General features: G+C 42.4%; 28 protein-coding genes and 1 other annotated feature. All 28 genes read left to right on the forward strand.

Annotated features, from left to right (window positions below):
* Positions 1-49: 49 nt before the first annotated feature.
* The gene (gene rpmG / locus ACFVP7_RS00640) at positions 50-199 is read left to right on the forward strand and encodes a 50S ribosomal protein L33 (RefSeq protein WP_003156421.1); all 150 of its coding nucleotides are present in this window, start codon (positions 50-52) and stop codon (positions 197-199) included.
* A gap of 33 nt (positions 200-232) precedes the next feature.
* Positions 233-412: a preprotein translocase subunit SecE gene (gene secE, locus ACFVP7_RS00645; protein ID WP_004399676.1), complete on the forward strand. Its 180-nt coding sequence runs from the start codon at positions 233-235 to the stop codon at positions 410-412.
* A gap of 178 nt (positions 413-590) precedes the next feature.
* On the forward strand, positions 591-1,124 hold the full coding sequence (gene nusG / locus ACFVP7_RS00650) for a transcription termination/antitermination protein NusG (RefSeq protein WP_003225764.1): 534 nt from the start codon (positions 591-593) through the stop codon (positions 1,122-1,124).
* A gap of 167 nt (positions 1,125-1,291) precedes the next feature.
* A complete protein-coding gene (gene rplK / locus ACFVP7_RS00655) occupies positions 1,292-1,717 on the forward strand; it encodes a 50S ribosomal protein L11 (RefSeq protein WP_003156430.1) in 426 nt (141 codons plus the stop codon).
* Positions 1,718-1,811: 94 nt separating this feature from the next.
* A complete protein-coding gene (rplA, locus tag ACFVP7_RS00660; protein WP_003235040.1) occupies positions 1,812-2,510 on the forward strand; it encodes a 50S ribosomal protein L1 in 699 nt (232 codons plus the stop codon).
* A gap of 45 nt (positions 2,511-2,555) precedes the next feature.
* Positions 2,556-2,696 (forward strand) — a sequence feature (ribosomal protein L10 leader region).
* Between the two features lie 65 nt (positions 2,697-2,761).
* Complete coding sequence (rplJ, locus tag ACFVP7_RS00665) at positions 2,762-3,262, forward strand: 50S ribosomal protein L10 (protein WP_003235042.1); 501 nt, start codon at positions 2,762-2,764, stop codon at positions 3,260-3,262.
* 45 nt (positions 3,263-3,307) lie between these two features.
* Complete coding sequence (rplL, locus tag ACFVP7_RS00670; RefSeq protein ID WP_003156436.1) at positions 3,308-3,679, forward strand: 50S ribosomal protein L7/L12; 372 nt, start codon at positions 3,308-3,310, stop codon at positions 3,677-3,679.
* A gap of 89 nt (positions 3,680-3,768) precedes the next feature.
* The gene (locus ACFVP7_RS00675; protein ID WP_003235045.1) at positions 3,769-4,374 is read left to right on the forward strand and encodes a class I SAM-dependent methyltransferase; all 606 of its coding nucleotides are present in this window, start codon (positions 3,769-3,771) and stop codon (positions 4,372-4,374) included.
* Positions 4,375-4,619: 245 nt separating this feature from the next.
* Positions 4,620-8,201 (forward strand): DNA-directed RNA polymerase subunit beta, encoded by a 3,582-nt coding sequence (gene rpoB / locus ACFVP7_RS00680; protein WP_009966326.1) that lies wholly within the window; start codon positions 4,620-4,622, stop codon positions 8,199-8,201.
* Positions 8,202-8,261: 60 nt separating this feature from the next.
* Complete coding sequence (gene rpoC / locus ACFVP7_RS00685) at positions 8,262-11,861, forward strand: DNA-directed RNA polymerase subunit beta' (RefSeq protein ID WP_004399688.1); 3,600 nt, start codon at positions 8,262-8,264, stop codon at positions 11,859-11,861.
* A 178-nt stretch (positions 11,862-12,039) separates the two neighbouring features.
* A complete protein-coding gene (locus tag ACFVP7_RS00690; RefSeq protein WP_003225778.1) occupies positions 12,040-12,288 on the forward strand; it encodes a 50S ribosomal protein L7ae-like protein in 249 nt (82 codons plus the stop codon).
* 113 nt (positions 12,289-12,401) lie between these two features.
* Positions 12,402-12,818 (forward strand): 30S ribosomal protein S12, encoded by a 417-nt coding sequence (gene rpsL / locus ACFVP7_RS00695; protein WP_003225781.1) that lies wholly within the window; start codon positions 12,402-12,404, stop codon positions 12,816-12,818.
* A 41-nt stretch (positions 12,819-12,859) separates the two neighbouring features.
* Positions 12,860-13,330 (forward strand): 30S ribosomal protein S7, encoded by a 471-nt coding sequence (gene rpsG, locus ACFVP7_RS00700; protein WP_003225784.1) that lies wholly within the window; start codon positions 12,860-12,862, stop codon positions 13,328-13,330.
* A 53-nt stretch (positions 13,331-13,383) separates the two neighbouring features.
* Positions 13,384-15,462: an elongation factor G gene (gene fusA, locus ACFVP7_RS00705; protein WP_003235056.1), complete on the forward strand. Its 2,079-nt coding sequence runs from the start codon at positions 13,384-13,386 to the stop codon at positions 15,460-15,462.
* Between the two features lie 119 nt (positions 15,463-15,581).
* Positions 15,582-16,772 carry an elongation factor Tu gene (gene tuf / locus ACFVP7_RS00710; protein ID WP_003235058.1) on the forward strand — a complete coding sequence of 397 codons (1,191 nt, stop codon included), beginning with the start codon at positions 15,582-15,584 and terminating at the stop codon, positions 16,770-16,772.
* 98 nt (positions 16,773-16,870) lie between these two features.
* The gene (locus tag ACFVP7_RS00715) at positions 16,871-17,827 is read left to right on the forward strand and encodes an alpha/beta hydrolase (protein WP_338731973.1); all 957 of its coding nucleotides are present in this window, start codon (positions 16,871-16,873) and stop codon (positions 17,825-17,827) included.
* A gap of 236 nt (positions 17,828-18,063) precedes the next feature.
* Positions 18,064-18,372, forward strand: coding sequence for a 30S ribosomal protein S10 (rpsJ, locus tag ACFVP7_RS00720; protein ID WP_003156464.1), 309 nt, complete (start codon positions 18,064-18,066; stop codon positions 18,370-18,372).
* Between the two features lie 39 nt (positions 18,373-18,411).
* A complete protein-coding gene (rplC, locus tag ACFVP7_RS00725; protein WP_004399671.1) occupies positions 18,412-19,041 on the forward strand; it encodes a 50S ribosomal protein L3 in 630 nt (209 codons plus the stop codon).
* Positions 19,042-19,068: 27 nt separating this feature from the next.
* Complete coding sequence (gene rplD / locus ACFVP7_RS00730; RefSeq protein ID WP_172640811.1) at positions 19,069-19,692, forward strand: 50S ribosomal protein L4; 624 nt, start codon at positions 19,069-19,071, stop codon at positions 19,690-19,692.
* Entirely contained in the window at positions 19,692-19,979 is a 288-nt protein-coding gene (gene rplW, locus ACFVP7_RS00735) for a 50S ribosomal protein L23 (protein ID WP_003156467.1), read from the forward strand. Before rplD ends, rplW begins: the two co-directional genes overlap by 1 nt.
* A gap of 31 nt (positions 19,980-20,010) precedes the next feature.
* Positions 20,011-20,844: a 50S ribosomal protein L2 gene (rplB, locus tag ACFVP7_RS00740; protein ID WP_003225795.1), complete on the forward strand. Its 834-nt coding sequence runs from the start codon at positions 20,011-20,013 to the stop codon at positions 20,842-20,844.
* Between the two features lie 57 nt (positions 20,845-20,901).
* The gene (gene rpsS, locus ACFVP7_RS00745) at positions 20,902-21,180 is read left to right on the forward strand and encodes a 30S ribosomal protein S19 (protein ID WP_003156472.1); all 279 of its coding nucleotides are present in this window, start codon (positions 20,902-20,904) and stop codon (positions 21,178-21,180) included.
* A gap of 16 nt (positions 21,181-21,196) precedes the next feature.
* Positions 21,197-21,538, forward strand: a complete 342-nt coding sequence (rplV, locus tag ACFVP7_RS00750; protein WP_003156475.1) for a 50S ribosomal protein L22 — start codon at positions 21,197-21,199, stop codon at positions 21,536-21,538.
* A 3-nt stretch (positions 21,539-21,541) separates the two neighbouring features.
* Entirely contained in the window at positions 21,542-22,198 is a 657-nt protein-coding gene (gene rpsC / locus ACFVP7_RS00755) for a 30S ribosomal protein S3 (protein WP_003242001.1), read from the forward strand.
* Position 22,199: 1 nt separating this feature from the next.
* Positions 22,200-22,634: a 50S ribosomal protein L16 gene (rplP, locus tag ACFVP7_RS00760; RefSeq protein WP_003225801.1), complete on the forward strand. Its 435-nt coding sequence runs from the start codon at positions 22,200-22,202 to the stop codon at positions 22,632-22,634.
* The gene (gene rpmC / locus ACFVP7_RS00765) at positions 22,624-22,824 is read left to right on the forward strand and encodes a 50S ribosomal protein L29 (RefSeq protein WP_003156482.1); all 201 of its coding nucleotides are present in this window, start codon (positions 22,624-22,626) and stop codon (positions 22,822-22,824) included. Before rplP ends, rpmC begins: the two co-directional genes overlap by 11 nt.
* A 22-nt stretch (positions 22,825-22,846) precedes the next feature.
* Positions 22,847-23,110: a 30S ribosomal protein S17 gene (gene rpsQ, locus ACFVP7_RS00770; RefSeq protein WP_003225804.1), complete on the forward strand. Its 264-nt coding sequence runs from the start codon at positions 22,847-22,849 to the stop codon at positions 23,108-23,110.
* A gap of 40 nt (positions 23,111-23,150) precedes the next feature.
* Positions 23,151-23,519 (forward strand): 50S ribosomal protein L14, encoded by a 369-nt coding sequence (rplN, locus tag ACFVP7_RS00775; RefSeq protein WP_003225805.1) that lies wholly within the window; start codon positions 23,151-23,153, stop codon positions 23,517-23,519.
* Positions 23,520-23,526 lie beyond the last annotated feature (7 nt).

The raw sequence follows: 23,526 nt of genomic DNA on the forward strand, positions 1-23,526 counted from the left end.
TGTTACTAAAGATAAGAACTAATGTCTATTTAGAAAAAGGTGTAATGACATGAGAAAAAAGATTACGTTAGCATGCAAGACATGCGGAAACCGTAATTATACGACAATGAAGAGCTCTGCATCAGCGGCTGAGCGATTAGAAGTAAAGAAATACTGCAGTACTTGCAATTCACATACAGCTCATCTTGAAACAAAATAGTTTTTGCGCTTTTAAATTGTGGAGGTCTTTTACATGCGTATTATGAAATTCTTTAAAGATGTTGGGAAAGAAATGAAAAAGGTAAGCTGGCCTAAAGGAAAAGAGTTAACGCGTTATACCATTACGGTAATTTCAACAGTTATCTTTTTTGTTATCTTTTTTGCCCTCCTTGACACAGGAATTTCTCAATTAATTCGTTTAATAGTTGAATAATGATCAGCAATACGTGCTATAATAGATCATAATATTACTTGCCAAAACCCGTTCAGCGGGTTTTTTATTGTGGCTTAAAATGATAGTTATCATAGGCTTGCCGCCTATTTTTTGAAGCGTTATGGTAATTCACTAAAACCAAATGCGGGGAGGGAAGGACTGGACAGTCCTGAATAGAATGGAAAAGAATTGGTATGTTGTTCACACGTACTCTGGTTATGAGAATAAAGTAAAAGCCAACTTGGAAAAACGTGTTGAATCAATGGGGATGCAGGATAAAATTTTCCGTGTAGTCGTACCCGAAGAAGAAGAAACGGATATCAAAAACGGCAAGAAAAAAGTCGTGAAAAAGAAAGTGTTCCCTGGTTATGTGCTTGTTGAAATTGTAATGACAGACGACTCTTGGTATGTTGTCCGAAACACGCCGGGCGTTACTGGATTCGTAGGATCTGCCGGGTCAGGTTCAAAACCGACGCCGCTTCTTCCGGGCGAAGCAGAAACCATTCTGAAGAGAATGGGCATGGATGAACGCAAAACTGATATTGACTTTGAACTGAAAGAGACAGTGAAAGTAATAGACGGACCTTTTGCTAACTTTACAGGATCAATTGAAGAGATTGATTATGATAAAAGCAAGGTCAAAGTTTTCGTTAATATGTTCGGCCGTGAAACGCCGGTTGAGCTGGAATTTACCCAAATCGATAAATTGTAATGTGAAAAAACTTGAAATTGCTATATATAAATGATAATATAGCAAAGGTACGTCTTGGACTTATCCAAGGCAACTAGCATGATATTTCGTCATTCATATAAAGAATGAAACCTTGAGTGGGAGGGTTTACCCTATTACCACATCACGGACTTAAGGAGGTGTGTCTCGTGGCTAAAAAAGTAGTTAAAGTTGTAAAATTGCAAATTCCTGCTGGAAAAGCTAACCCAGCACCACCAGTTGGACCTGCACTTGGTCAAGCCGGTGTTAACATCATGGGATTCTGTAAGGAGTTTAACGCTCGTACAGCTGACCAAGCTGGTTTAATCATTCCTGTTGAAATTTCGGTTTACGAAGACCGTTCATTTACATTTATTACAAAAACTCCACCTGCTGCAGTATTGCTTAAAAAAGCAGCTGGAATTGAGTCTGGTTCTGGTGAACCAAACCGTAATAAAGTGGCAACCGTTAAGCGCGATAAAGTACGCGAAATCGCTGAAACGAAAATGCCTGACTTAAACGCAGCAGACGTTGAAGCGGCAATGCGCATGGTTGAAGGTACTGCCCGCAGTATGGGTATTGTAATCGAGGATTAATTTGTTTCTTGTCGGGTTGCGAGTTTTAACAAGTTCGCAACCCTTATTCGTGGGAGGTTATTCCGCTATAACCACATAAGGAGGAAATTTTAAAATGGCTAAAAAAGGTAAAAAGTACGTTGAAGCTGCTAAGCTTGTAGACCGTTCTAAAGCTTACGACGTCTCTGAAGCAGTAGCTCTCGTTAAAAAAACAAACACAGCTAAATTCGACGCTACAGTTGAAGTGGCTTTCCGTTTAGGGGTTGACCCTCGTAAAAACGACCAGCAAATCCGTGGAGCAGTTGTGCTTCCAAACGGAACTGGTAAAACTCAGCGCGTTCTCGTTTTCGCAAAAGGCGAAAAAGCGAAAGAAGCTGAAGCTGCTGGTGCAGATTTCGTAGGCGATACTGACTACATCAACAAAATTCAACAAGGCTGGTTCGATTTCGATGTAATCGTAGCTACACCTGACATGATGGGTGAAGTTGGTAAAATCGGTCGTGTACTTGGACCAAAAGGTTTAATGCCAAACCCTAAAACTGGTACAGTTACTTTCGAAGTTGAAAAAGCGATCGGCGAAATCAAAGCTGGTAAAGTTGAATACCGTGTTGATAAAGCTGGAAACATTCATGTGCCTATCGGTAAAGTTTCTTTCGAGGATGAAAAACTTGTTGAGAACTTCACAACAATGTACGATACAATCCTTAAAGCTAAACCTGCTGCAGCTAAAGGCGTTTACGTGAAAAACGTTGCTGTAACTTCTACTATGGGACCTGGTGTCAAAGTAGACTCTTCAACTTTTAACGTAAAATAATATTGACATGACATCAGCATTCTGATATTATTCAAAATGTTGTAAAATAGAATATCATTTATACCGTAGACAGTAGGGGCCTAACCGCTTAATTATCCTACCGAGGTGTATATTATCACAGCTATTACGTTACGTATGCTTGTATATACAGCCTCCATGTCTCATGGAGGCTTTTTATATGGAATCCGTCGTCTCAGTCGTGATCACCTAACGGTATAAGTGTTACACAAGAATCTACAGGAGGTGTAACCATGAGCAGCGCAATTGAAACAAAAAAAGTTGTTGTTGAAGAAATTGCTTCTAAACTGAAAGAAAGTAAATCAACGATCATCGTTGACTATCGCGGACTTAACGTTTCTGAAGTAACTGAACTTCGTAAACAGCTTCGCGAAGCTAACGTTGAGTTCAAAGTTTACAAAAATACGATGACTCGCCGTGCGGTTGAACAAGCTGAGCTTAATGGTTTGAATGATTTCTTAACTGGACCGAACGCGATCGCATTCAGCACTGAAGATGTTGTCGCTCCGGCTAAAGTTCTTAATGACTTCGCTAAAAATCACGAAGCTCTTGAAATCAAAGCTGGCGTTATCGAAGGTAAAGTTTCTACTGTTGAAGAAGTGAAAGCTCTTGCTGAACTTCCATCACGCGAAGGCTTGCTTTCTATGTTGCTTAGCGTACTTCAAGCTCCAGTTCGCAACCTTGCTCTTGCTGCAAAAGCTGTGGCAGAACAAAAGGAAGAACAAGGCGCTTAATCTAATCAGTTTTTCATAAATTAAAACAAAATGGAGGAATTACAAATGGCTTTAAATATCGAAGAAATCATTGCTTCCGTTAAAGAAGCAACTGTACTTGAATTGAACGACCTAGTAAAAGCAATCGAAGAAGAATTTGGCGTAACTGCTGCTGCTCCTGTAGCTGTAGCTGGCGGAGCTGCTGCAGGCGGAGCTGCTGAAGAGCAAAGCGAATTCGATCTTATCCTTGCTGGTGCAGGATCTCAAAAAATCAAAGTTATCAAAGTTGTACGTGAAATCACTGGTCTTGGCTTGAAAGAAGCTAAAGAACTTGTTGACAACACTCCAAAACCACTTAAAGAAGGTATTGCTAAAGAAGAAGCTGAAGAGCTTAAAGCTAAACTTGAAGAAGTTGGCGCTTCTGTAGAAGTTAAGTAATCTTCACTTACCTGTAGGGGAAGCTCGCTTTTATGAGGCGAGCTTTTTCTTTGCCATTCTTTAAGCCATGAAAAAAGGAGGTTCTAATAATGAGTGAGCACTATTATTCAGAAAAACCTTCAGTAAAAAGCAACAAGCAAACCTGGTCTTTTAGGCTTCGGAATAAAGATTTCACGTTTACCAGCGACAGCGGGGTTTTTTCTAAAAAAGAAGTTGATTTCGGCTCCCGCCTGCTGATTGATTCTTTTGAAGAGCCTGAGGTTGAGGGCGGCATTTTGGATGTAGGCTGCGGGTACGGCCCGATTGGTTTATCGCTCGCCAGCGACTTTAAAGACCGGACTATCCACATGATTGACGTTAATGAGAGAGCCGTAGAACTATCAAATGAAAATGCGGAACAAAACGGAATAACAAACGTTAAGATTTATCAAAGCGATTTGTTTTCAAACGTTGATTCTGCTCAAACATTTGCTTCTATTCTTACAAATCCCCCAATCCGAGCCGGAAAAAAAGTTGTCCATGCTATCTTTGAGAAAAGCGCTGAACACTTAAAAGCTTCAGGTGAATTGTGGATCGTCATACAGAAAAAGCAAGGCGCGCCTTCTGCCATTGAAAAGCTCGAGGAACTGTTCGATGAAGTTTCCGTCGTTCAAAAAAAGAAAGGCTATTATATCATAAAAGCAAAAAAAGTTTGACTCGGTATTTTAACTATGTTAATATTGTAAAATGCCAATGTATATATTTTGCTTGATATGATGAATTGTCAATATCTATGTATAAATTATACAAGTATGGAAATGCTAATAAAATCGGTATTTGTTTTTGGATGTGGTTTTCTTAATTAGAAACCCTTTTTTCTTTTGTCTTGTAAAAGTATTTTCTTTCTTTGGAAGAAATGCTTATTACACATATAATACGCATGATTTGAGGGGTGAATCAGTTGACAGGTCAACTAGTTCAGTATGGACGACACCGCCAGCGCAGAAGCTATGCTCGCATTAGCGAAGTGTTAGAATTACCAAATCTCATTGAAATTCAAACCTCTTCTTATCAGTGGTTTCTTGATGAGGGTCTTAGAGAGATGTTTCAAGACATATCACCAATTGAGGATTTCACTGGTAACCTCTCTCTTGAGTTCATTGATTATAGTTTAGGTGAGCCTAAATATCCTGTAGAGGAATCAAAAGAACGTGATGTGACTTACTCAGCTCCGTTAAGAGTGAAGGTTCGTTTAATTAACAAAGAAACTGGAGAGGTAAAAGACCAAGATGTCTTCATGGGGGATTTCCCTATTATGACAGATACAGGTACTTTTATCATTAACGGTGCGGAACGTGTTATCGTTTCCCAGCTTGTTCGGTCTCCAAGTGTATATTTCAGTGGTAAAGTAGACAAAAACGGTAAAAAAGGTTTTACCGCAACTGTCATTCCAAACCGTGGCGCATGGTTAGAATACGAAACTGATGCGAAAGATGTTGTTTATGTCCGCATTGATCGCACACGTAAGTTGCCGGTTACGGTTCTTTTGCGTGCTCTCGGCTTCGGCTCCGATCAAGAGATTCTTGATCTCATAGGAGAAAACGAATACCTGCGAAATACGCTTGATAAAGATAACACAGAAAACAGTGACAAAGCGTTGCTGGAAATTTACGAGCGTCTCCGTCCTGGAGAGCCGCCTACAGTAGAAAATGCGAAAAGCTTGCTTGATTCTCGTTTCTTTGATCCGAAACGATACGATCTTGCCAATGTAGGACGCTATAAAATTAATAAAAAACTTCATATTAAGAATCGCCTCTTCAATCAGAGACTTGCTGAAACGCTTGTTGATCCTGAAACAGGAGAAATCCTTGCTGAAAAAGGCCAGATTCTTGATAGAAGAACACTTGATAAAGTACTGCCATACTTAGAAAACGGAATCGGTTTTAGAAAGCTGTATCCGAATGGCGGCGTTGTTGAGGATGAAGTGACTCTTCAATCAATTAAAATCTTTGCTCCGACTGATCAAGAAGGAGAACAGGTTATTAATGTAATCGGCAATGCTTACATCGAAGAAGAGATTAAAAACATCACGCCTGCTGATATTATTTCTTCAATCAGCTACTTCTTCAACTTGCTGCACGGAGTAGGCGACACAGATGATATCGATCATCTTGGAAACCGCCGTTTACGTTCTGTAGGCGAGCTTCTCCAGAACCAATTCCGTATCGGTTTAAGCCGTATGGAGCGTGTGGTTCGTGAGAGAATGTCAATTCAAGATACGAATACAATTACGCCTCAGCAGCTGATCAATATTCGTCCTGTTATTGCGTCCATTAAAGAGTTCTTTGGAAGCTCACAGCTTTCTCAATTCATGGATCAGACGAACCCGCTTGCTGAATTAACGCACAAGCGCCGTCTGTCAGCATTAGGACCGGGCGGATTGACACGTGAGCGTGCCGGAATGGAAGTGCGTGACGTTCACTACTCCCACTATGGCCGTATGTGTCCGATTGAAACGCCTGAGGGCCCGAACATCGGTTTGATCAACTCACTATCATCTTATGCAAAAGTAAACCGTTTTGGCTTTATTGAAACGCCATATCGCCGCGTTGACCCTGAAACAGGGAAGGTAACGGGCAGAATCGATTACTTAACTGCTGATGAAGAGGATAACTATGTTGTCGCTCAAGCGAATGCTCGTCTTGATGACGAAGGCGCCTTTATTGATGACAGCATCGTAGCTCGTTTCCGCGGGGAGAACACCGTTGTTTCCAGAAATCGTGTAGACTACATGGATGTATCGCCTAAGCAGGTTGTATCTGCTGCGACAGCATGTATCCCGTTCTTAGAAAACGATGACTCCAACCGTGCCCTCATGGGAGCGAACATGCAGCGTCAGGCTGTGCCTTTGATGCAGCCGGAAGCGCCATTTGTTGGAACTGGTATGGAATACGTATCAGGAAAAGACTCTGGTGCCGCTGTTATTTGTAAACACCCTGGTATCGTTGAACGCGTAGAAGCGAAAAACGTTTGGGTTCGCCGTTATGAAGAAGTAGACGGTCAAAAAGTAAAAGGAAACCTGGATAAATACAGCCTGCTGAAATTTGTCCGCTCTAACCAAGGTACGTGCTACAACCAGCGTCCGATCGTAAGTGTCGGCGATGAAGTGGTAAAAGGAGAAATCCTTGCTGACGGTCCTTCTATGGAGCTTGGTGAACTTGCACTTGGCCGTAACGTAATGGTCGGCTTCATGACATGGGATGGCTACAACTATGAGGATGCCATCATCATGAGTGAACGCCTAGTGAAGGATGATGTTTATACATCTATCCACATTGAAGAATACGAATCAGAAGCACGTGATACGAAACTTGGACCTGAAGAAATCACTCGCGATATTCCAAACGTCGGTGAAGATGCGCTTCGCAATCTTGATGACCGCGGAATCATCCGTATTGGGGCAGAAGTAAAAGACGGAGATCTTCTTGTTGGTAAAGTAACGCCTAAAGGCGTAACTGAACTGACTGCAGAAGAACGCCTTCTTCACGCCATTTTTGGCGAGAAAGCCCGCGAGGTTCGTGATACTTCTCTTCGTGTGCCTCACGGCGGCGGCGGAATTATCCATGACGTTAAAGTCTTCAACCGTGAAGACGGAGACGAACTTCCTCCAGGTGTTAACCAGTTAGTACGCGTATATATCGTTCAGAAACGTAAGATTTCTGAAGGGGATAAAATGGCCGGTCGTCACGGTAACAAAGGTGTTATCTCTAAGATTCTTCCTGAAGAGGATATGCCTTACCTTCCTGACGGCACACCGATTGATATCATGCTTAACCCGCTGGGCGTACCATCACGTATGAACATCGGGCAGGTATTGGAACTTCACATGGGTATGGCCGCTCGTTACCTTGGCATTCACATTGCATCTCCTGTATTTGACGGAGCGCGAGAAGAGGATGTCTGGGAAACACTTGAAGAAGCCGGCATGTCTCGTGACGCCAAAACAGTGCTTTACGACGGACGTACTGGAGAGCCGTTTGATAACCGTGTATCTGTAGGCATCATGTACATGATCAAACTAGCTCACATGGTTGACGATAAACTTCATGCACGCTCTACAGGCCCTTACTCACTTGTTACGCAGCAGCCTCTTGGCGGTAAAGCGCAATTTGGCGGACAGCGTTTTGGTGAGATGGAGGTTTGGGCACTTGAAGCTTACGGTGCGGCTTACACTCTTCAAGAAATTCTAACTGTTAAGTCTGATGACGTGGTTGGACGTGTGAAAACATACGAAGCCATCGTTAAAGGCGACAATGTTCCTGAACCAGGTGTTCCGGAATCATTCAAAGTATTAATCAAAGAACTTCAAAGCTTAGGTATGGATGTCAAAATCCTTTCTGGTGATGAAGAAGAAATAGAAATGAGAGATTTAGAAGACGAAGAAGATGCGAAACAAGCTGACGGCCTGGCATTATCAGGTGATGAAGAGCCGGAAGAAACAGCATCTGCAGACGTTGAACGCGATGTAGTAACAAAAGAATAATCTCTAGTTATAAAGGCAAGTGACATCGGTTAATCCGAAGAAAAAAGGGAGGTAGGCCCCTTGCTAGATGTGAACAATTTTGAGTATATGAACATCGGTCTTGCTTCACCAGATAAAATCCGTTCATGGTCTTTTGGTGAAGTGAAAAAGCCTGAAACGATAAACTATCGTACGTTAAAACCTGAAAAGGACGGTCTATTCTGCGAACGCATTTTCGGACCGACTAAGGACTGGGAATGTCATTGCGGGAAGTACAAGCGAGTTCGTTATAAAGGCGTAGTTTGTGACCGCTGCGGAGTCGAAGTAACACGGGCTAAAGTCCGTCGTGAGAGAATGGGGCACATTGAACTGGCTGCCCCAGTTTCCCACATTTGGTATTTCAAAGGTATTCCAAGCCGTATGGGTCTTGTGCTGGATATGTCACCTCGTGCTTTAGAAGAAGTCATTTACTTTGCTTCTTACGTTGTAACTGATCCGGCGAATACACCGCTTGAAAAGAAACAGCTTCTGTCTGAGAAAGAATATCGTGCTTATCTTGATAAATACGGTAATAAATTCCAGGCATCTATGGGTGCTGAAGCAATTCATAAACTTCTTCAAGATATCGATCTTGTAAAAGAAGTTGATATGTTAAAAGAAGAGCTGAAAACTTCACAAGGACAACGCCGTACTCGTGCGATCAAACGTCTTGAAGTTTTAGAAGCCTTCCGTAACTCAGGAAACAAGCCTTCTTGGATGATCCTTGATGTGCTTCCTGTTATTCCTCCGGAGCTTAGACCGATGGTTCAGCTAGATGGCGGACGTTTTGCGACTTCTGATTTGAATGACCTTTATCGTCGTGTCATCAACCGTAACAATCGTTTGAAACGCCTTTTGGACCTTGGTGCGCCTAGCATCATCGTTCAAAACGAAAAGCGTATGCTTCAAGAGGCTGTCGATGCCTTAATTGACAACGGCCGCCGCGGACGCCCTGTAACAGGCCCTGGTAACAGACCGTTAAAATCTCTTTCTCACATGCTGAAAGGGAAGCAAGGCCGTTTCCGTCAAAACCTTCTTGGTAAACGTGTCGATTACTCCGGACGTTCTGTAATCGTTGTTGGTCCTCATTTGAAAATGTACCAATGCGGATTACCGAAGGAAATGGCGCTTGAACTTTTCAAACCTTTCGTTATGAAAGAACTTGTTGAAAAAGGTCTTGCTCACAACATTAAGAGTGCGAAACGCAAAATTGAGCGCGTACAGCCTGAAGTTTGGGATGTGCTAGAATCAGTTATTAAGGAGCATCCGGTACTGCTGAACCGTGCCCCTACACTTCACAGATTAGGTATCCAGGCGTTTGAACCAACGCTTGTTGAAGGACGCGCAATCCGTCTTCACCCGCTCGTATGTACAGCTTACAACGCTGACTTTGACGGTGACCAAATGGCGGTTCACGTACCATTATCTGCTGAAGCACAAGCTGAAGCACGTATCTTGATGCTTGCTGCTCAAAACATCTTGAACCCTAAAGATGGTAAACCGGTTGTAACACCGTCTCAGGATATGGTACTGGGTAACTATTACCTGACACTTGAGCGTGCCGGTGCTGTCGGTGAAGGTATGGTCTTCAAGAATACAGACGAAGCGCTTCTTGCTTATCAAAACGGATATGTTCACCTTCATACGAGAGTAGCTGTTGCAGCTAACTCACTTAAGAATGTGACATTTACCGAAGAACAGCGCTCAAAATTGTTAATTACAACTGTCGGTAAGCTTGTCTTCAATGAAATTCTTCCGGAATCATTCCCTTACATGAATGAACCAACGAAGAGCAACATTGAAGAGAAAACACCTGACCGTTTCTTCTTAGAAAAAGGTGCTGACGTTAAAGCTGTTATCGCACAGCAGCCAATCAATGCGCCGTTTAAAAAAGGCATTCTGGGTAAAATCATCGCGGAAATCTTTAAACGATTCCATATTACGGAAACGTCTAAAATGCTTGACCGCATGAAAAACCTAGGTTTCAAATATTCAACTAAAGCTGGTATTACAGTTGGGGTTTCTGACATCGTCGTACTTGATGATAAACAAGAAATTCTTGAGGAAGCGCAAAGCAAAGTTGACAACGTTATGAAGCAGTTCCGCCGCGGTCTTATCACTGAAGAAGAACGCTATGAGAGAGTCATCTCTATCTGGAGTGCTGCAAAAGACGTTATCCAAGGCAAACTGATGAAATCACTTGATGAACTCAACCCGATCTACATGATGAGTGACTCTGGTGCCCGTGGTAACGCATCTAACTTTACACAGCTTGCCGGAATGCGCGGCCTGATGGCCAACCCGGCTGGACGTATCATTGAGTTGCCGATCAAATCAAGTTTCCGTGAAGGTCTGACAGTATTGGAGTACTTTATCTCCACACACGGTGCGCGTAAAGGTCTTGCCGATACCGCTCTTAAAACTGCTGACTCAGGTTACCTTACACGCCGTCTCGTTGACGTTGCGCAGGATGTTATCATCCGTGAAACTGATTGCGGAACTGACCGAGGCATTCTTGCTAAGCCTCTTAAAGAAGGAACTGAAACAATTGAGCGCTTAGAAGAACGCTTAATCGGACGTTTTGCAAGAAAACAAGTGAAGCACCCTGAAACAGGTGAAGTGCTTGTGAATGAAAACGAACTGATCGATGAAGATAAAGCACTGGAGATTGTCGAAGCCGGCATTGAAGAAGTGTGGATCCGTTCTGCCTTCACATGTAATACGCCTCATGGTGTATGTAAACGATGCTATGGCCGAAATCTTGCAACTGGCTCCGATGTTGAAGTCGGTGAAGCTGTCGGAATCATTGCTGCCCAATCAATCGGTGAGCCTGGTACACAGTTAACAATGCGTACATTCCATACAGGCGGGGTTGCCGGAGACGATATCACACAGGGTCTTCCGCGTATCCAAGAGCTTTTCGAAGCGCGTAATCCGAAAGGTCAGGCAACAATTACAGAAATCGACGGTACAGTCGTTGAGATCAATGAAGTTCGTGATAAGCAACAGGAAATTGTGGTTCAAGGCGCAGTGGAAACACGTTCTTATACGGCACCTTACAACTCCCGCCTGAAAGTAGCGGAAGGAGATAAAATTACTCGAGGCCAAGTACTGACAGAAGGTTCAATCGATCCGAAAGAACTTCTTAAAGTGACTGACCTGACAACTGTTCAAGAGTATCTTCTCCATGAGGTTCAAAAGGTTTACCGTATGCAGGGTGTTGAAATCGGTGATAAACACGTAGAAGTAATGGTTCGCCAGATGCTTCGCAAAGTACGCGTGATTGATGCCGGTGACACTGATGTGCTTCCAGGTACATTGCTTGATATTCACCAATTTACTGAAGCGAACAAAAAGGTATTGCTTGAAGGCAATCGACCTGCTACAGGCCGTCCTGTCTTACTCGGTATTACAAAAGCATCTCTTGAAACTGATTCATTCTTATCTGCTGCTTCCTTCCAGGAAACAACACGTGTCCTTACAGATGCAGCGATCAAAGGTAAGCGTGACGAGCTTCTCGGCTTGAAAGAGAATGTTATCATCGGTAAACTTGTTCCAGCTGGTACAGGAATGATGAAATACCGTAAAGTAAAACCAGTATCAAATGTTCAGCCGACTGACGATATGGTCCCGGTTGAATAACTGATTTAATTCTGCTGAAAGACTGCAAAAACAGTCTTTCAGCAGATATATTTATGAAAAAGTCACTCTATGAGAAGAACGAATCTAAAAAATGTCATACCTTGTTGACATTCGTCTCCTAGAATGATAATATAACCAAGGTGCTCGAAATAAACCTGTTACTTTGGAGGATATGTTTATGTCTTATGATAAAGTATCACAGGCCAAATCAATTATTATTGGTACGAAGCAAACAGTGAAAGCTCTAAAGCGAGGTTCAGTAAAGGAAGTAGTCGTTGCAAAAGACGCAGATCCGATACTCACGTCAAGTGTTGTTTCACTTGCTGAAGATCAAGGTATCTCTGTCTCAATGGTTGAATCCATGAAAAAGCTCGGCAAAGCCTGCGGAATTGAGGTAGGAGCAGCCGCTGTTGCCATTATTTTATAACGTACTTTTGTTTTTGCGTAAGATTCCATCTTGTGTAAAGACATTGTTTTTTGCCTTTTGATGAACCACCTGGGTATGTGGGTTATAAAACGTAATGAAGGGAGGAAAAATTCATGCCTACAATTAATCAGCTAATTCGCAAAGGACGCGTGAGTAAAGTAGAAAACTCAAAGTCTCCTGCACTTAACAAAGGATACAACAGCTTTAAGAAAGAGCACACTAACGTATCTTCTCCACAAAAACGCGGGGTATGTACTCGTGTTGGTACAATGACACCGAAAAAACCGAACTCAGCACTTCGTAAATATGCTCGTGTTCGTTTGACTAACGGAATCGAGGTTACTGCTTACATTCCTGGTATCGGTCACAACCTACAAGAGCACAGTGTTGTACTTATCCGCGGCGGACGTGTAAAAGACTTACCAGGGGTACGTTACCACATCGTTCGTGGTGCGCTTGATACTGCTGGAGTTGAAAACCGTGCACAAGGCCGTTCTAAATACGGTACGAAAAAACCTAAAGCAAAATAATATACGAAAATACGCATAATTGATGAAGGGAGGATATTCAGATGCCACGTAAAGGTCCTGTAGCAAAAAGAGATGTTTTACCTGATCCGATTTACAACTCTAAGCTTGTATCTCGTCTAATCAACAAAATGATGATCGATGGTAAAAAAGGTAAGTCTCAAACAATCCTATACAAGTCATTCGATATCATTAAAGAACGTACTGGCAATGATGCAATGGAGGTTTTCGAACAAGCATTGAAAAACATCATGCCTGTACTTGAAGTAAAAGCACGCCGTGTAGGTGGTGCGAACTACCAAGTTCCTGTAGAAGTTCGTCCTGAACGTCGTACGACTCTTGGACTTCGCTGGTTAGTTAACTACGCTCGTCTTCGCGGAGAAAAAACGATGGAAGAGCGTTTAGCTAACGAAATCCTTGACGCAGCTAACAACACTGGTGCTGCTGTTAAGAAACGTGAAGACACTCATAAGATGGCTGAAGCAAACAAAGCATTTGCTCACTATCGCTGGTAGGATTTATAGATTAACAAAACACAATTTCCTAATAAGGAAGGAGAAATTACCCAATGGCAAGAGAGTTCTCCTTAGAAAAAACTCGTAATATCGGTATCATGGCTCACATCGATGCCGGTAAAACGACAACTACAGAACGTATCTTGTTCTATACTGGTCGTATCCACAAAATTGGTGAAACTCATGAAGGAGCTTCACAAATGGACTGGATGGAGCAGGAACAAGAACGTGGTATCACAATCACTTCCGCTGCGACAACTGCACAGTGGAAAGGATACCGCGTAAACATCATCGATACTCCAGGACACGTAGACTTCACAGTTGAAGTTGAACGTTCTCTTCGTGTACTTGATGGTGCTGTTGCTGTACTTGACGCGCAATCAGGCGTTGAGCCTCAAACAGAAACTGTTTGGCGTCAGGCAACAACTTATGGAGTACCGCGTATCGTTTTTGTTAACAAAATGGACAAAATCGGTGCAGACTTCCTTTACTCTGTAGGAACTTTAAGAGACCGTCTTCAAGCAAACGCTCATGCAATTCAATTGCCGATCGGTGCTGAAGATAACTTCGAAGGCATCATTGACCTTGTAGAAAACGTTGCGTATTTCTACGAAGATGACCTCGGAACTCGTTCTGATGCAAAAGAAATCCCTGAAGAGTACAAAGAGCAAGCTGAAGAGCTTCGCAACAGCCTTATTGAAGCTGTATGTGAGCTTGATGAAGAGCTTATGGATAAGTACCTTGAGGGTGAAGAAATCACAATTGACGAGTTAAAAGCAGGAATTCGTAAAGGTACATTAAATGTTGAATTCTACCCTGTTCTTGTTGGTTCTGCCTTCAAAAACAAAGGTGTTCAACTAGTACTTGATGCTGTTCTTGACTACCTTCCTGCACCAACTGACGTTGCTGCAATCAAAGGTACACGTCCTGATACAAATGAAGAGATTGAGCGTCATTCTTCTGACGAAGAGCCATTCTCTGCATTAGCATTTAAAGTTATGACTGACCCTTACGTTGGTAAGTTGACGTTCTTCCGTGTGTACTCTGGAACACTTGATTCTGGTTCATACGTGAAAAACTCTACTAAAGGCAAACGTGAGCGTGTTGGACGTATTCTTCAAATGCACGCTAACAGCCGTGAAGAAATCTCTACTGTATACGCAGGGGATATCGCAGCTGCTGTAGGTCTAAAAGATACAACTACTGGAGATACTCTATGTGATGAGAAGGATCTTGTTATCCTTGAGTCAATGGAATTCCCAGAACCAGTTATCGACGTTGCTATTGAGCCTAAATCAAAAGCTGACCAAGATAAAATGGGTATCGCTTTAGCGAAACTTGCTGAAGAAGATCCTACATTCCGTACTCAAACAAACCCAGAAACTGGCCAAACGATCATCTCTGGTATGGGTGAACTTCACCTTGATATCATTGTTGACCGTATGAAACGCGAATTTAAAGTAGAAGCCAACGTTGGTGCTCCTCAAGTTGCGTACCGTGAAACATTCCGTACCGGTGCAAAAGTTGAAGGTAAATTCGTACGTCAGTCTGGTGGACGCGGTCAGTTCGGACACGTTTGGATCGAATTCGAACCAAACGAAGAAGGCGCTGGCTTTGAATTTGAAAATGCGATTGTCGGTGGGGTTGTTCCTCGTGAATACATCCCAGCTGTTCAAGCAGGTCTGGAAGATGCACTTGAAAATGGTGTACTAGCAGGCTTCCCGCTTATCGACATTAAAGCTAAACTTTTCGACGGTTCTTACCATGATGTTGACTCAAACGAAATGGCATTTAAAGTTGCTGCTTCTATGGCATTGAAAAATGCAGTCAGCAAATGTAACCCAGTTCTTCTTGAACCAATCATGAAAGTAGAAGTGGTTATTCCAGAAGAATACATGGGAGATATCATGGGTGATATCACTTCACGTCGCGGACGCGTAGAAGGTATGGAAGCACGCGGTAACGCTCAAGTTGTTCGCGCTATGGTTCCTCTTGCTGAAATGTTCGGTTACGCTACTGCACTTCGTTCTAATACGCAAGGTCGCGGTACGTTCACTATGCACATGGATCACTACGAAGAAGTGCCGAAGAGCGTCGCAGAAGAAATTATCAAAAAAAATAAAGGCGAATAATTGATTTTGCCGCTTAACTCAAGTATAACTACTATTGTAAGATGAGGAAGTGAAAGCTTTCTTTCACTTCCTATCACTCTATACATTACTAATTAAAAGCTCTTAAGGAGGATTTTAGAATGGCTAAAGAAAAATTCGACCGTTCCAAATCACATGCCAATATTGGTACAATTGGACACGTTGACCATGGTAAAACAACTTTAACTGCTGCTATCACAACAGTACTTCATAAGAAATCTGGTAAAGGTACAGCTATGGCGTACGATCAAATTGATGGTGCTCCAGAAGAACGTGAGCGCGGTATCACAATCTCTACTGCACACGTTGAGTACGAAACTGAAACTCGTCACTATGCACACGTTGACTGCCCAGGACACGCTGACTATGTTAAAAACATGATCACTGGTGCTGCTCAAATGGACGGAGCTATCCTTGTAGTATCTGCTGCTGATGGCCCAATGCCACAAACTCGTGAGCACATCCTTCTTTCTAAAAACGTTGGTGTACCATACATCGTTGTATTCTTAAACAAATGCGACATGGTAGACGACGAAGAGCTTCTTGAACTAGTTGAAATGGAAGTTCGCGATCTTCTTAGCGAATACGACTTCCCTGGTGATGATGTACCAGTTGTTAAAGGTTCTGCTCTTAAAGCTCTTGAAGGAGACGCTGAGTGGGAAGCTAAAATCTTCGAACTTATGGATGCGGTTGATGAGTACATCCCAACTCCAGAACGCGATACTGAAAAACCATTCATGATGCCAGTTGAGGACGTATTCTCAATCACTGGTCGTGGTACAGTTGCTACTGGCCGTGTAGAACGCGGACAAGTTAAAGTCGGTGACGAAGTTGAAATCATCGGTCTTCAAGAAGAGAACAAGAAAACAACTGTTACAGGTGTTGAAATGTTCCGTAAGCTTCTTGATTATGCTGAAGCTGGTGACAACATTGGTGCCCTTCTTCGCGGTGTATCTCGTGAAGAAATCCAACGTGGTCAAGTACTTGCTAAACCAGGTACAATCACTCCACACAGCAAATTCAAAGCTGAAGTTTACGTTCTTTCTAAAGAAGAGGGTGGACGTCATACTCCATTCTTCTCTAACTACCGTCCTCAGTTCTACTTCCGTACAACTGACGTAACTGGTATCATCCATCTCCCAGAAGGCGTAGAAATGGTTATGCCTGGAGATAACACTGAAATGAACGTTGAACTTATTTCTACAATCGCTATCGAAGAAGGAACTCGTTTCTCTATTCGTGAAGGCGGACGTACTGTTGGTTCAGGCGTTGTTTCTACAATCACTGAGTAATAGTATGATTTTAAACGAGACCCCTACGGGTCTCGTTTTTTGTTTGCTTATCTTTTTCTTGTATAATAGGATCTATCATATTCGAGGGGCTAATATTTATGATTCCTGAAAAGAAATCAATCGCAATCATGAAAGAACTAAGCATTGGGAATACAAAGCAAATGCTAATGATTAATGGAGTTGATGTGAAAAATCCATTGCTGCTTTTTTTACATGGCGGGCCGGGAACGCCGCAAATCGGATATGTTAGACATTATCAAAAAGAGCTGGAACAGTATTTTACAGTAGTTCATTGGGATCAGAGAGGATCGGGGCTTTCTTATTCTAAGCGAATTTCGCTTCACTCTATGACAATAAATCACTTCATTAAAGATACAATCCAAGTCACTCAATGGCTTTTAGCTCATTTTTCAAAATCAAAACTTTACCTAGCTGGTCATTCGTGGGGGTCAATACTGGCGCTTCATGTGCTGCAGCAGTGTCCTGATTTATTTTATGCGTATTATGGAATCAGCCAGGTTGTTAACCCCCACGATGAAGAATCAACTGCTTATCAACATATTCGTGAAATTTCTGAATCAAAAAAAGCCAGCTTATTATCTTTCCTCACACGTTTCATTGGTGCTCCGCCTTGGAAGCAGGATATCCAGCACCTTATCTATCGGTTTTGTGTCGAGCTAAGCAGGGGAGGCTTCACTCGCCGTCATCGTCAATCTCTAGCTGTATTATTTCAAATGCTTACTGGCAATGAGTATGGAGTGCGGAACATGCACAGCTTCCTTAATGGATTGCGCTTCAGTAAAAAACATTTAACTGATGAGTTGTACCGGTTTAATGCTTTTACATCAGTTCCTTCTATTAAAGTACCGTGTGTTTTCATTTCAGGGAAACATGACTTAATTGTTCCTGCTGAAATATCGAAACAGTATTATCAAGAACTTGAGGCACCCGAAAAGCGCTGGTTTCAATTTGAGAACTCAGCTCACACCCCGCATATTGAGGAACCGTCATTATTCGCGAACACATTAAGTCGACATGCACGACACCATTTATGATAGATCCTTGATAAATAAGAAAAACCCCTGTATAATAAAAAAAGTGTGCAAACCATGCATATTTTAAATAAGTCTTGCAACATGCGCCTATTTTCTGTATAATGGTGTATGTTGGTCTTTGACTGCGATGAAGTGAGAGGTTGCTGACACACCCGGCCGCTTTGCCATGGCAAGGTGTTCAGGTTTTTCTCACGGAGAACTGTCTAACGTGATGTAGGCGAAAAGGAGGGAAAATAATGGCAAAACAAAAAATTCGTATTCGTTTGAAAGCATATGATCATAGAATCCTTGATCAATCTGCAGAGAAGATTGTTGAAACGGCAAAACGTTCTGGTGCCAGCGTATCTGGTCCGATTCCGTTGCCAACTGAAAAATCAGTTTACACAATCCTTCGTGCGGTGCACAAATACAAAGATTCTCGTGAGCAATTTGAAATGCGTACACATAAACGTTTAATCGACATTGTGAACCCAACACCACAAACTGTTGATGCTCTTATGCGATTAGACTTACCATCTGGTGTCGATATCGAAATTAAACTTTAATTCTAAAATATAGAATGATCTTAATAGGAGGTGTGACGAATGACCAAAGGAATCTTAGGAAGAAAAATTGGTATGACGCAAGTATTCGCTGAGAATGGTGATCTTATTCCGGTAACTGTTATCGAGGCTGCTCCAAACGTTGTTCTTCAAAAGAAAACAGCTGAAAACGACGGTTATGAAGCAATCCAGCTTGGTTTTGACGACAAGCGTGAAAAGCTTTCTAACAAACCTGAAAAAGGGCACGTTGCAAAAGCGGAAACTGCTCCTAAGCGCTTCGTTAAAGAATTACGCGGAGTGGAAATGGATGCGTATGAAGTTGGTCAGGAAGTCAAGGTTGAAATTTTCTCTGCTGGAGAAATCGTAGATGTAACAGGAGTATCTAAAGGTAAAGGTTTCCAAGGTGCGATCAAGCGCCACGGACAATCTCGCGGACCTATGTCTCACGGTTCACGCTACCACCGTCGTCCTGGTTCAATGGGACCTGTAGATCCTAACCGTGTATTCAAAGGTAAATTATTACCTGGACGTATGGGCGGAGAGCAAATCACTGTTCAAAACCTTGAAATCGTAAAAGTTGATGCAGAACGCAATCTTCTTTTGATCAAAGGTAACGTACCTGGTGCGAAGAAATCTTTAATCACTGTTAAAAGTGCTGTTAAATCTAAATAATTCTCTTAGGAAAGGAGGAAATTGATTATGCCAAAAGTAGCATTATACAACCAAAACGGTTCTACTGCTGGTGACATCGAATTAAACGCTTCTGTATTTGGTATCGAACCAAATGAGAGTGTTGTATTCGACGCTATTCTTATGCAAAGAGCTTCCTTACGTCAAGGAACTCACAAAGTAAAAAATCGTTCTGAAGTACGCGGCGGAGGTCGTAAACCATGGCGTCAAAAAGGTACTGGACGTGCCCGTCAAGGTTCAATCCGTTCACCGCAATGGCGCGGAGGTGGTGTCGTATTCGGCCCAACACCACGCAGCTATTCTTATAAATTACCTAAAAAAGTTCGCCGCTTGGCAATCAAATCAGTATTGTCTTCTAAAGTGAACGACAACAACATCATCGTTCTTGAAGATCTTACTCTTGATACGGCTAAAACAAAAGAAATGGCAGCTATCCTTAAAGGATTATCTGTTGAGAAAAAAGCTTTAATCGTAACTGCGGATGCAAACGAAGCAGTAGTTTTATCTGCTCGTAACATTCCTGGAGTTACTGTTGTTGAAGCTAACGGAATCAACGTTTTAGACGTTGTCAACCACGAGAAGCTTCTGATTACAAAAGCAGCGGTTGAAAAAGTAGAGGAGGTGCTTGCATAATGAAAGATCCTCGTGATGTTCTAAAGCGCCCCGTCATTACTGAACGTTCTGCTGATTTAATGACTGAAAAGAAATATACTTTTGAAGTTGATGTAAGAGCTAACAAAACAGAAGTGAAAGACGCGGTTGAAAGCATCTTTGGAGTGAAAGTTGACAAAGTCAACATCATGAACTACAAAGGTAAATCAAAACGTGTTGGACGCTACACTGGTATGACTAGCCGTCGCAGAAAAGCGATCGTAAAACTTACTGCAGACAGCAAAGAAATCGAAATTTTTGAAGCTTAATTATCTGTAAAAAGAAGGAGGGAAATTCAAAATGGCGATTAAAAAGTATAAACCGACCTCTAATGGACGTCGTGGCATGACAACTTCAGATTTTGCTGAAATCACGACTGACAAGCCGGAAAAATCCTTGCTTGCTCCCCTTCACAAAAAAGGCGGACGTAACAACCAAGGTAAATTGACTGTACGTCACCAAGGTGGCGGACATAAACGCCAATACCGTGTTATCGACTTCAAACGCGATAAAGATGGTATACCTGGACGCGTTGCTACAGTTGAATACGATCCAAACCGTTCAGCTAACATCGCTCTAATCAACTATGCAGACGGAGAAAAACGTTACATTCTTGCTCCTAAAGGAATTCAAGTAGGTACTGAAATCATGTCAGGTCCTGAAGCTGACATTAAAGTAGGTAATGCACTTCCACTTATCAACATCCCTGTTGGTACAGTTGTGCATAACATTGAATTAAAACCTGGTAAAGGCGGGCAGCTTGTACGTTCAGCTGGTACATCTGCTCAGGTTCTTGGTAAAGAAGGTAAATACGTTCTTGTACGTCTTAACTCTGGTGAAGTTCGCATGATCCTTTCTGCTTGCCGTGCTTCTATCGGTCAAGTGGGTAACGAACAGCACGAACTTATCAACATTGGTAAAGCTGGACGTTCTCGCTGGAAAGGCATCCGTCCTACAGTTCGTGGTTCTGTAATGAACCCTAACGATCACCCACACGGTGGTGGTGAAGGACGTGCGCCAATCGGACGTAAATCACCAATGTCTCCATGGGGCAAACCAACTCTTGGATTCAAGACTCGTAAGAAAAAGAACAAATCCGATAAATTTATCGTACGTCGTCGTAAAAATAAATAACGGGGTTGTCTACGGTTCTTTTCGGACCGTAGTGCAATCACGAAGGGAGGTTCCAAAATGGCTCGCAGCTTAAAAAAAGGACCATTTGTCGATGGACACTTGATGACTAAAATCGAGAAATTAAATGAAACAGACAAGAAACAAGTCGTAAAAACTTGGTCTCGTCGTTCAACTATTTTCCCACAGTTTATTGGTCACACAATCGCAGTCTATGACGGACGTAAACACGTGCCTGTATTCATCTCTGAAGATATGGTAGGGCACAAGTTGGGTGAATTCGCTCCAACTCGTACGTACAAAGGTCATGCTAGTGATGACAAAAAAACAAGACGCTAAGAGAGGAGGCTTTTAAATGCAAGCTAAAGCTGTTGCAAGAACAGTCCGTATTGCTCCTCGTAAAGCACGTCTAGTAATGGACCTGATTCGAGGCAAGCAAGTAGGTGAGGCAGTATCAATCTTGAACCTTACACCAAGAGCTGCTTCTCCAATTATCGAGAAAGTATTAAAATCCGCTATTGCAAATGCTGAGCATAACTATGAAATGGACGCTAACAACCTGGTTATTTCTCAAGCATTCGTTGACGAAGGCCCTACGTTAAAAAGATTCCGCCCACGTGCTATGGGACGTGCGAGCCAAATCAACAAACGTACGAGCCACATTACAATCGTTGTATCAGAAAAGAAGGAGGGATAAGTAGTGGGTCAAAAGGTAAATCCAGTCGGTCTTCGTATCGGAGTCATTCGTGATTGGGAATCTAAGTGGTACGCTGGTAAAGATTACGCTGACTTCCTGCACGAAGATTTAAAAATTCGTGAATACATTAGCAAACGCCTTTCTGACGCTTCTGTTTCTAAAGTAGAAATCGAGCGTGCAGCAAACCGCGTTAACATTACGATCCACACAGCTAAGCCTGGTATGGTTATCGGTAAAGGCGGTTCTGAAGTCGAAGCACTTCGCAAAGCCCTTAACAGCCTTACTGGCAAGCGTGTACACATTAACATTCTTGAAATCAAAAGAGCAGATCTTGATGCACAGCTAGTTGCTGACAACATCGCTCGTCAATTAGAAAACCGTGTTTCTTTCCGCCGTGCGCAGAAACAACAAATCCAACGTACTATGCGTGCTGGAGCACAAGGTGTGAAAACAATGGTTTCTGGTCGTCTTGGCGGTGCAGATATCGCTCGTTCTGAATACTACAGTGAAGGAACTGTTCCATTGCACACATTACGTGCGGACATTGACTATGCAACATCTGAAGCTGATACTACTTACGGTAAGCTTGGTGTAAAAGTCTGGATCTATCGTGGAGAGGTTCTTCCTACTAAGAAGAAAACTGAGGAAGGAGGAAAATAATATGTTATTACCAAAACGCGTTAAATATCGCAGAGAGCATCGCGGAAAAATGCGTGGCCGTGCGAAAGGCGGTACTGAAGTACATTTCGGAGAATTCGGTATCCAAGCTCTTGAAGCTTCTTGGATTACTAACCGTCAAATCGAAGCTGCACGTATTGCGATGACTCGTTACATGAAACGTGGCGGTAAAGTTTGGATCAAAATTTTCCCTTCTAAACCTTACACTGCTAAACCACTTGAGGTACGTATGGGATCCGGTAAAGGGGCTCCAGAAGGTTGGGTAGCTGTTGTAAAACCGGGCAAAGTTTTATTTGAAATTTCTGGTGTGTCTGAAGAGGTTGCTCGTGAAGCGCTTCGCCTTGCATCTCACAAATTGCCAATTAAAACGAAGTTCGTAAAACGTGAAGAAATTGGTGGTGAATCAAATGAAAGCTAATGAAATTCGTGACCTTACCACTGCTGAAATTGAACAAAAAGTAAAGTCTCTTAAAGAAGAACTTTTCAATCTTCGCTTTCAATTAGCGACAGGACAACTTGAAAATACTGCTCGCATTCGTGAAGTGCGCAAAGCTATCGCGCGCATGAAAACTGTGATTCGTGAAAGAGAAATTGCTGCTAATAAATAATCACTGAGGGGAGGTCGTGAGCATGAGCGAACGTAACCAACGCAAAGTTTACCAAGGCCGTGTTGTTTCTGACAAAATGGATAAAACCATTACTGTTGTTGTTGAGACATACAAAAAACATACACTTTACGGTAAACGCGTAAAATACTCAAAAAAATTCAAAGCACATGATGAAAATAATCAAGCTAAAATCGGTGACATCGTTAAGATCATGGAAACTCGTCCATTGTCTGCAACTAAGCGTTTCCGTCTAGTTGAAGTTGTCGAAGAAGCTGTTATTATCTAATAAAGTTCGGAATTCTTTTTCCGAAGGGAGGTAACAAATAATGATTCAACAAGAGACTCGTTTAAAAGTAGCTGACAACTCTGGCGCACGTGAAGTACTTACTATTAAAGTTCTTGGTGGTTCTGGACGTAAAACAGCTAACATTGGTGATGTAATTGTTTGCACGGTTAAACAAGCAACACCAGGAGGCGTTGTCAAAAAAGGTGAAGTCGTAAAAGCTGTTATCGTTCGCACTAAAAGCGGAGCGCGCAGAAGTGACGGTTCATACATCAGCTTCGATGAGAATGCATGTGTTATCATCCGTGACGACAAGAGCCCACGCGGAACTCGTATCTTCGGACCAGTTGCTCGTGAATTGCGTGAAAACAACTTTATGAAAATTGTTTCTCTAGCTCCAGAAGTTATCTAATGAAATA

This window comes from Bacillus sp. SG20033 (assembly GCF_044570195.1).
GTDB classification, from domain to species: domain Bacteria; phylum Bacillota; class Bacilli; order Bacillales; family Bacillaceae; genus Bacillus; species Bacillus subtilis.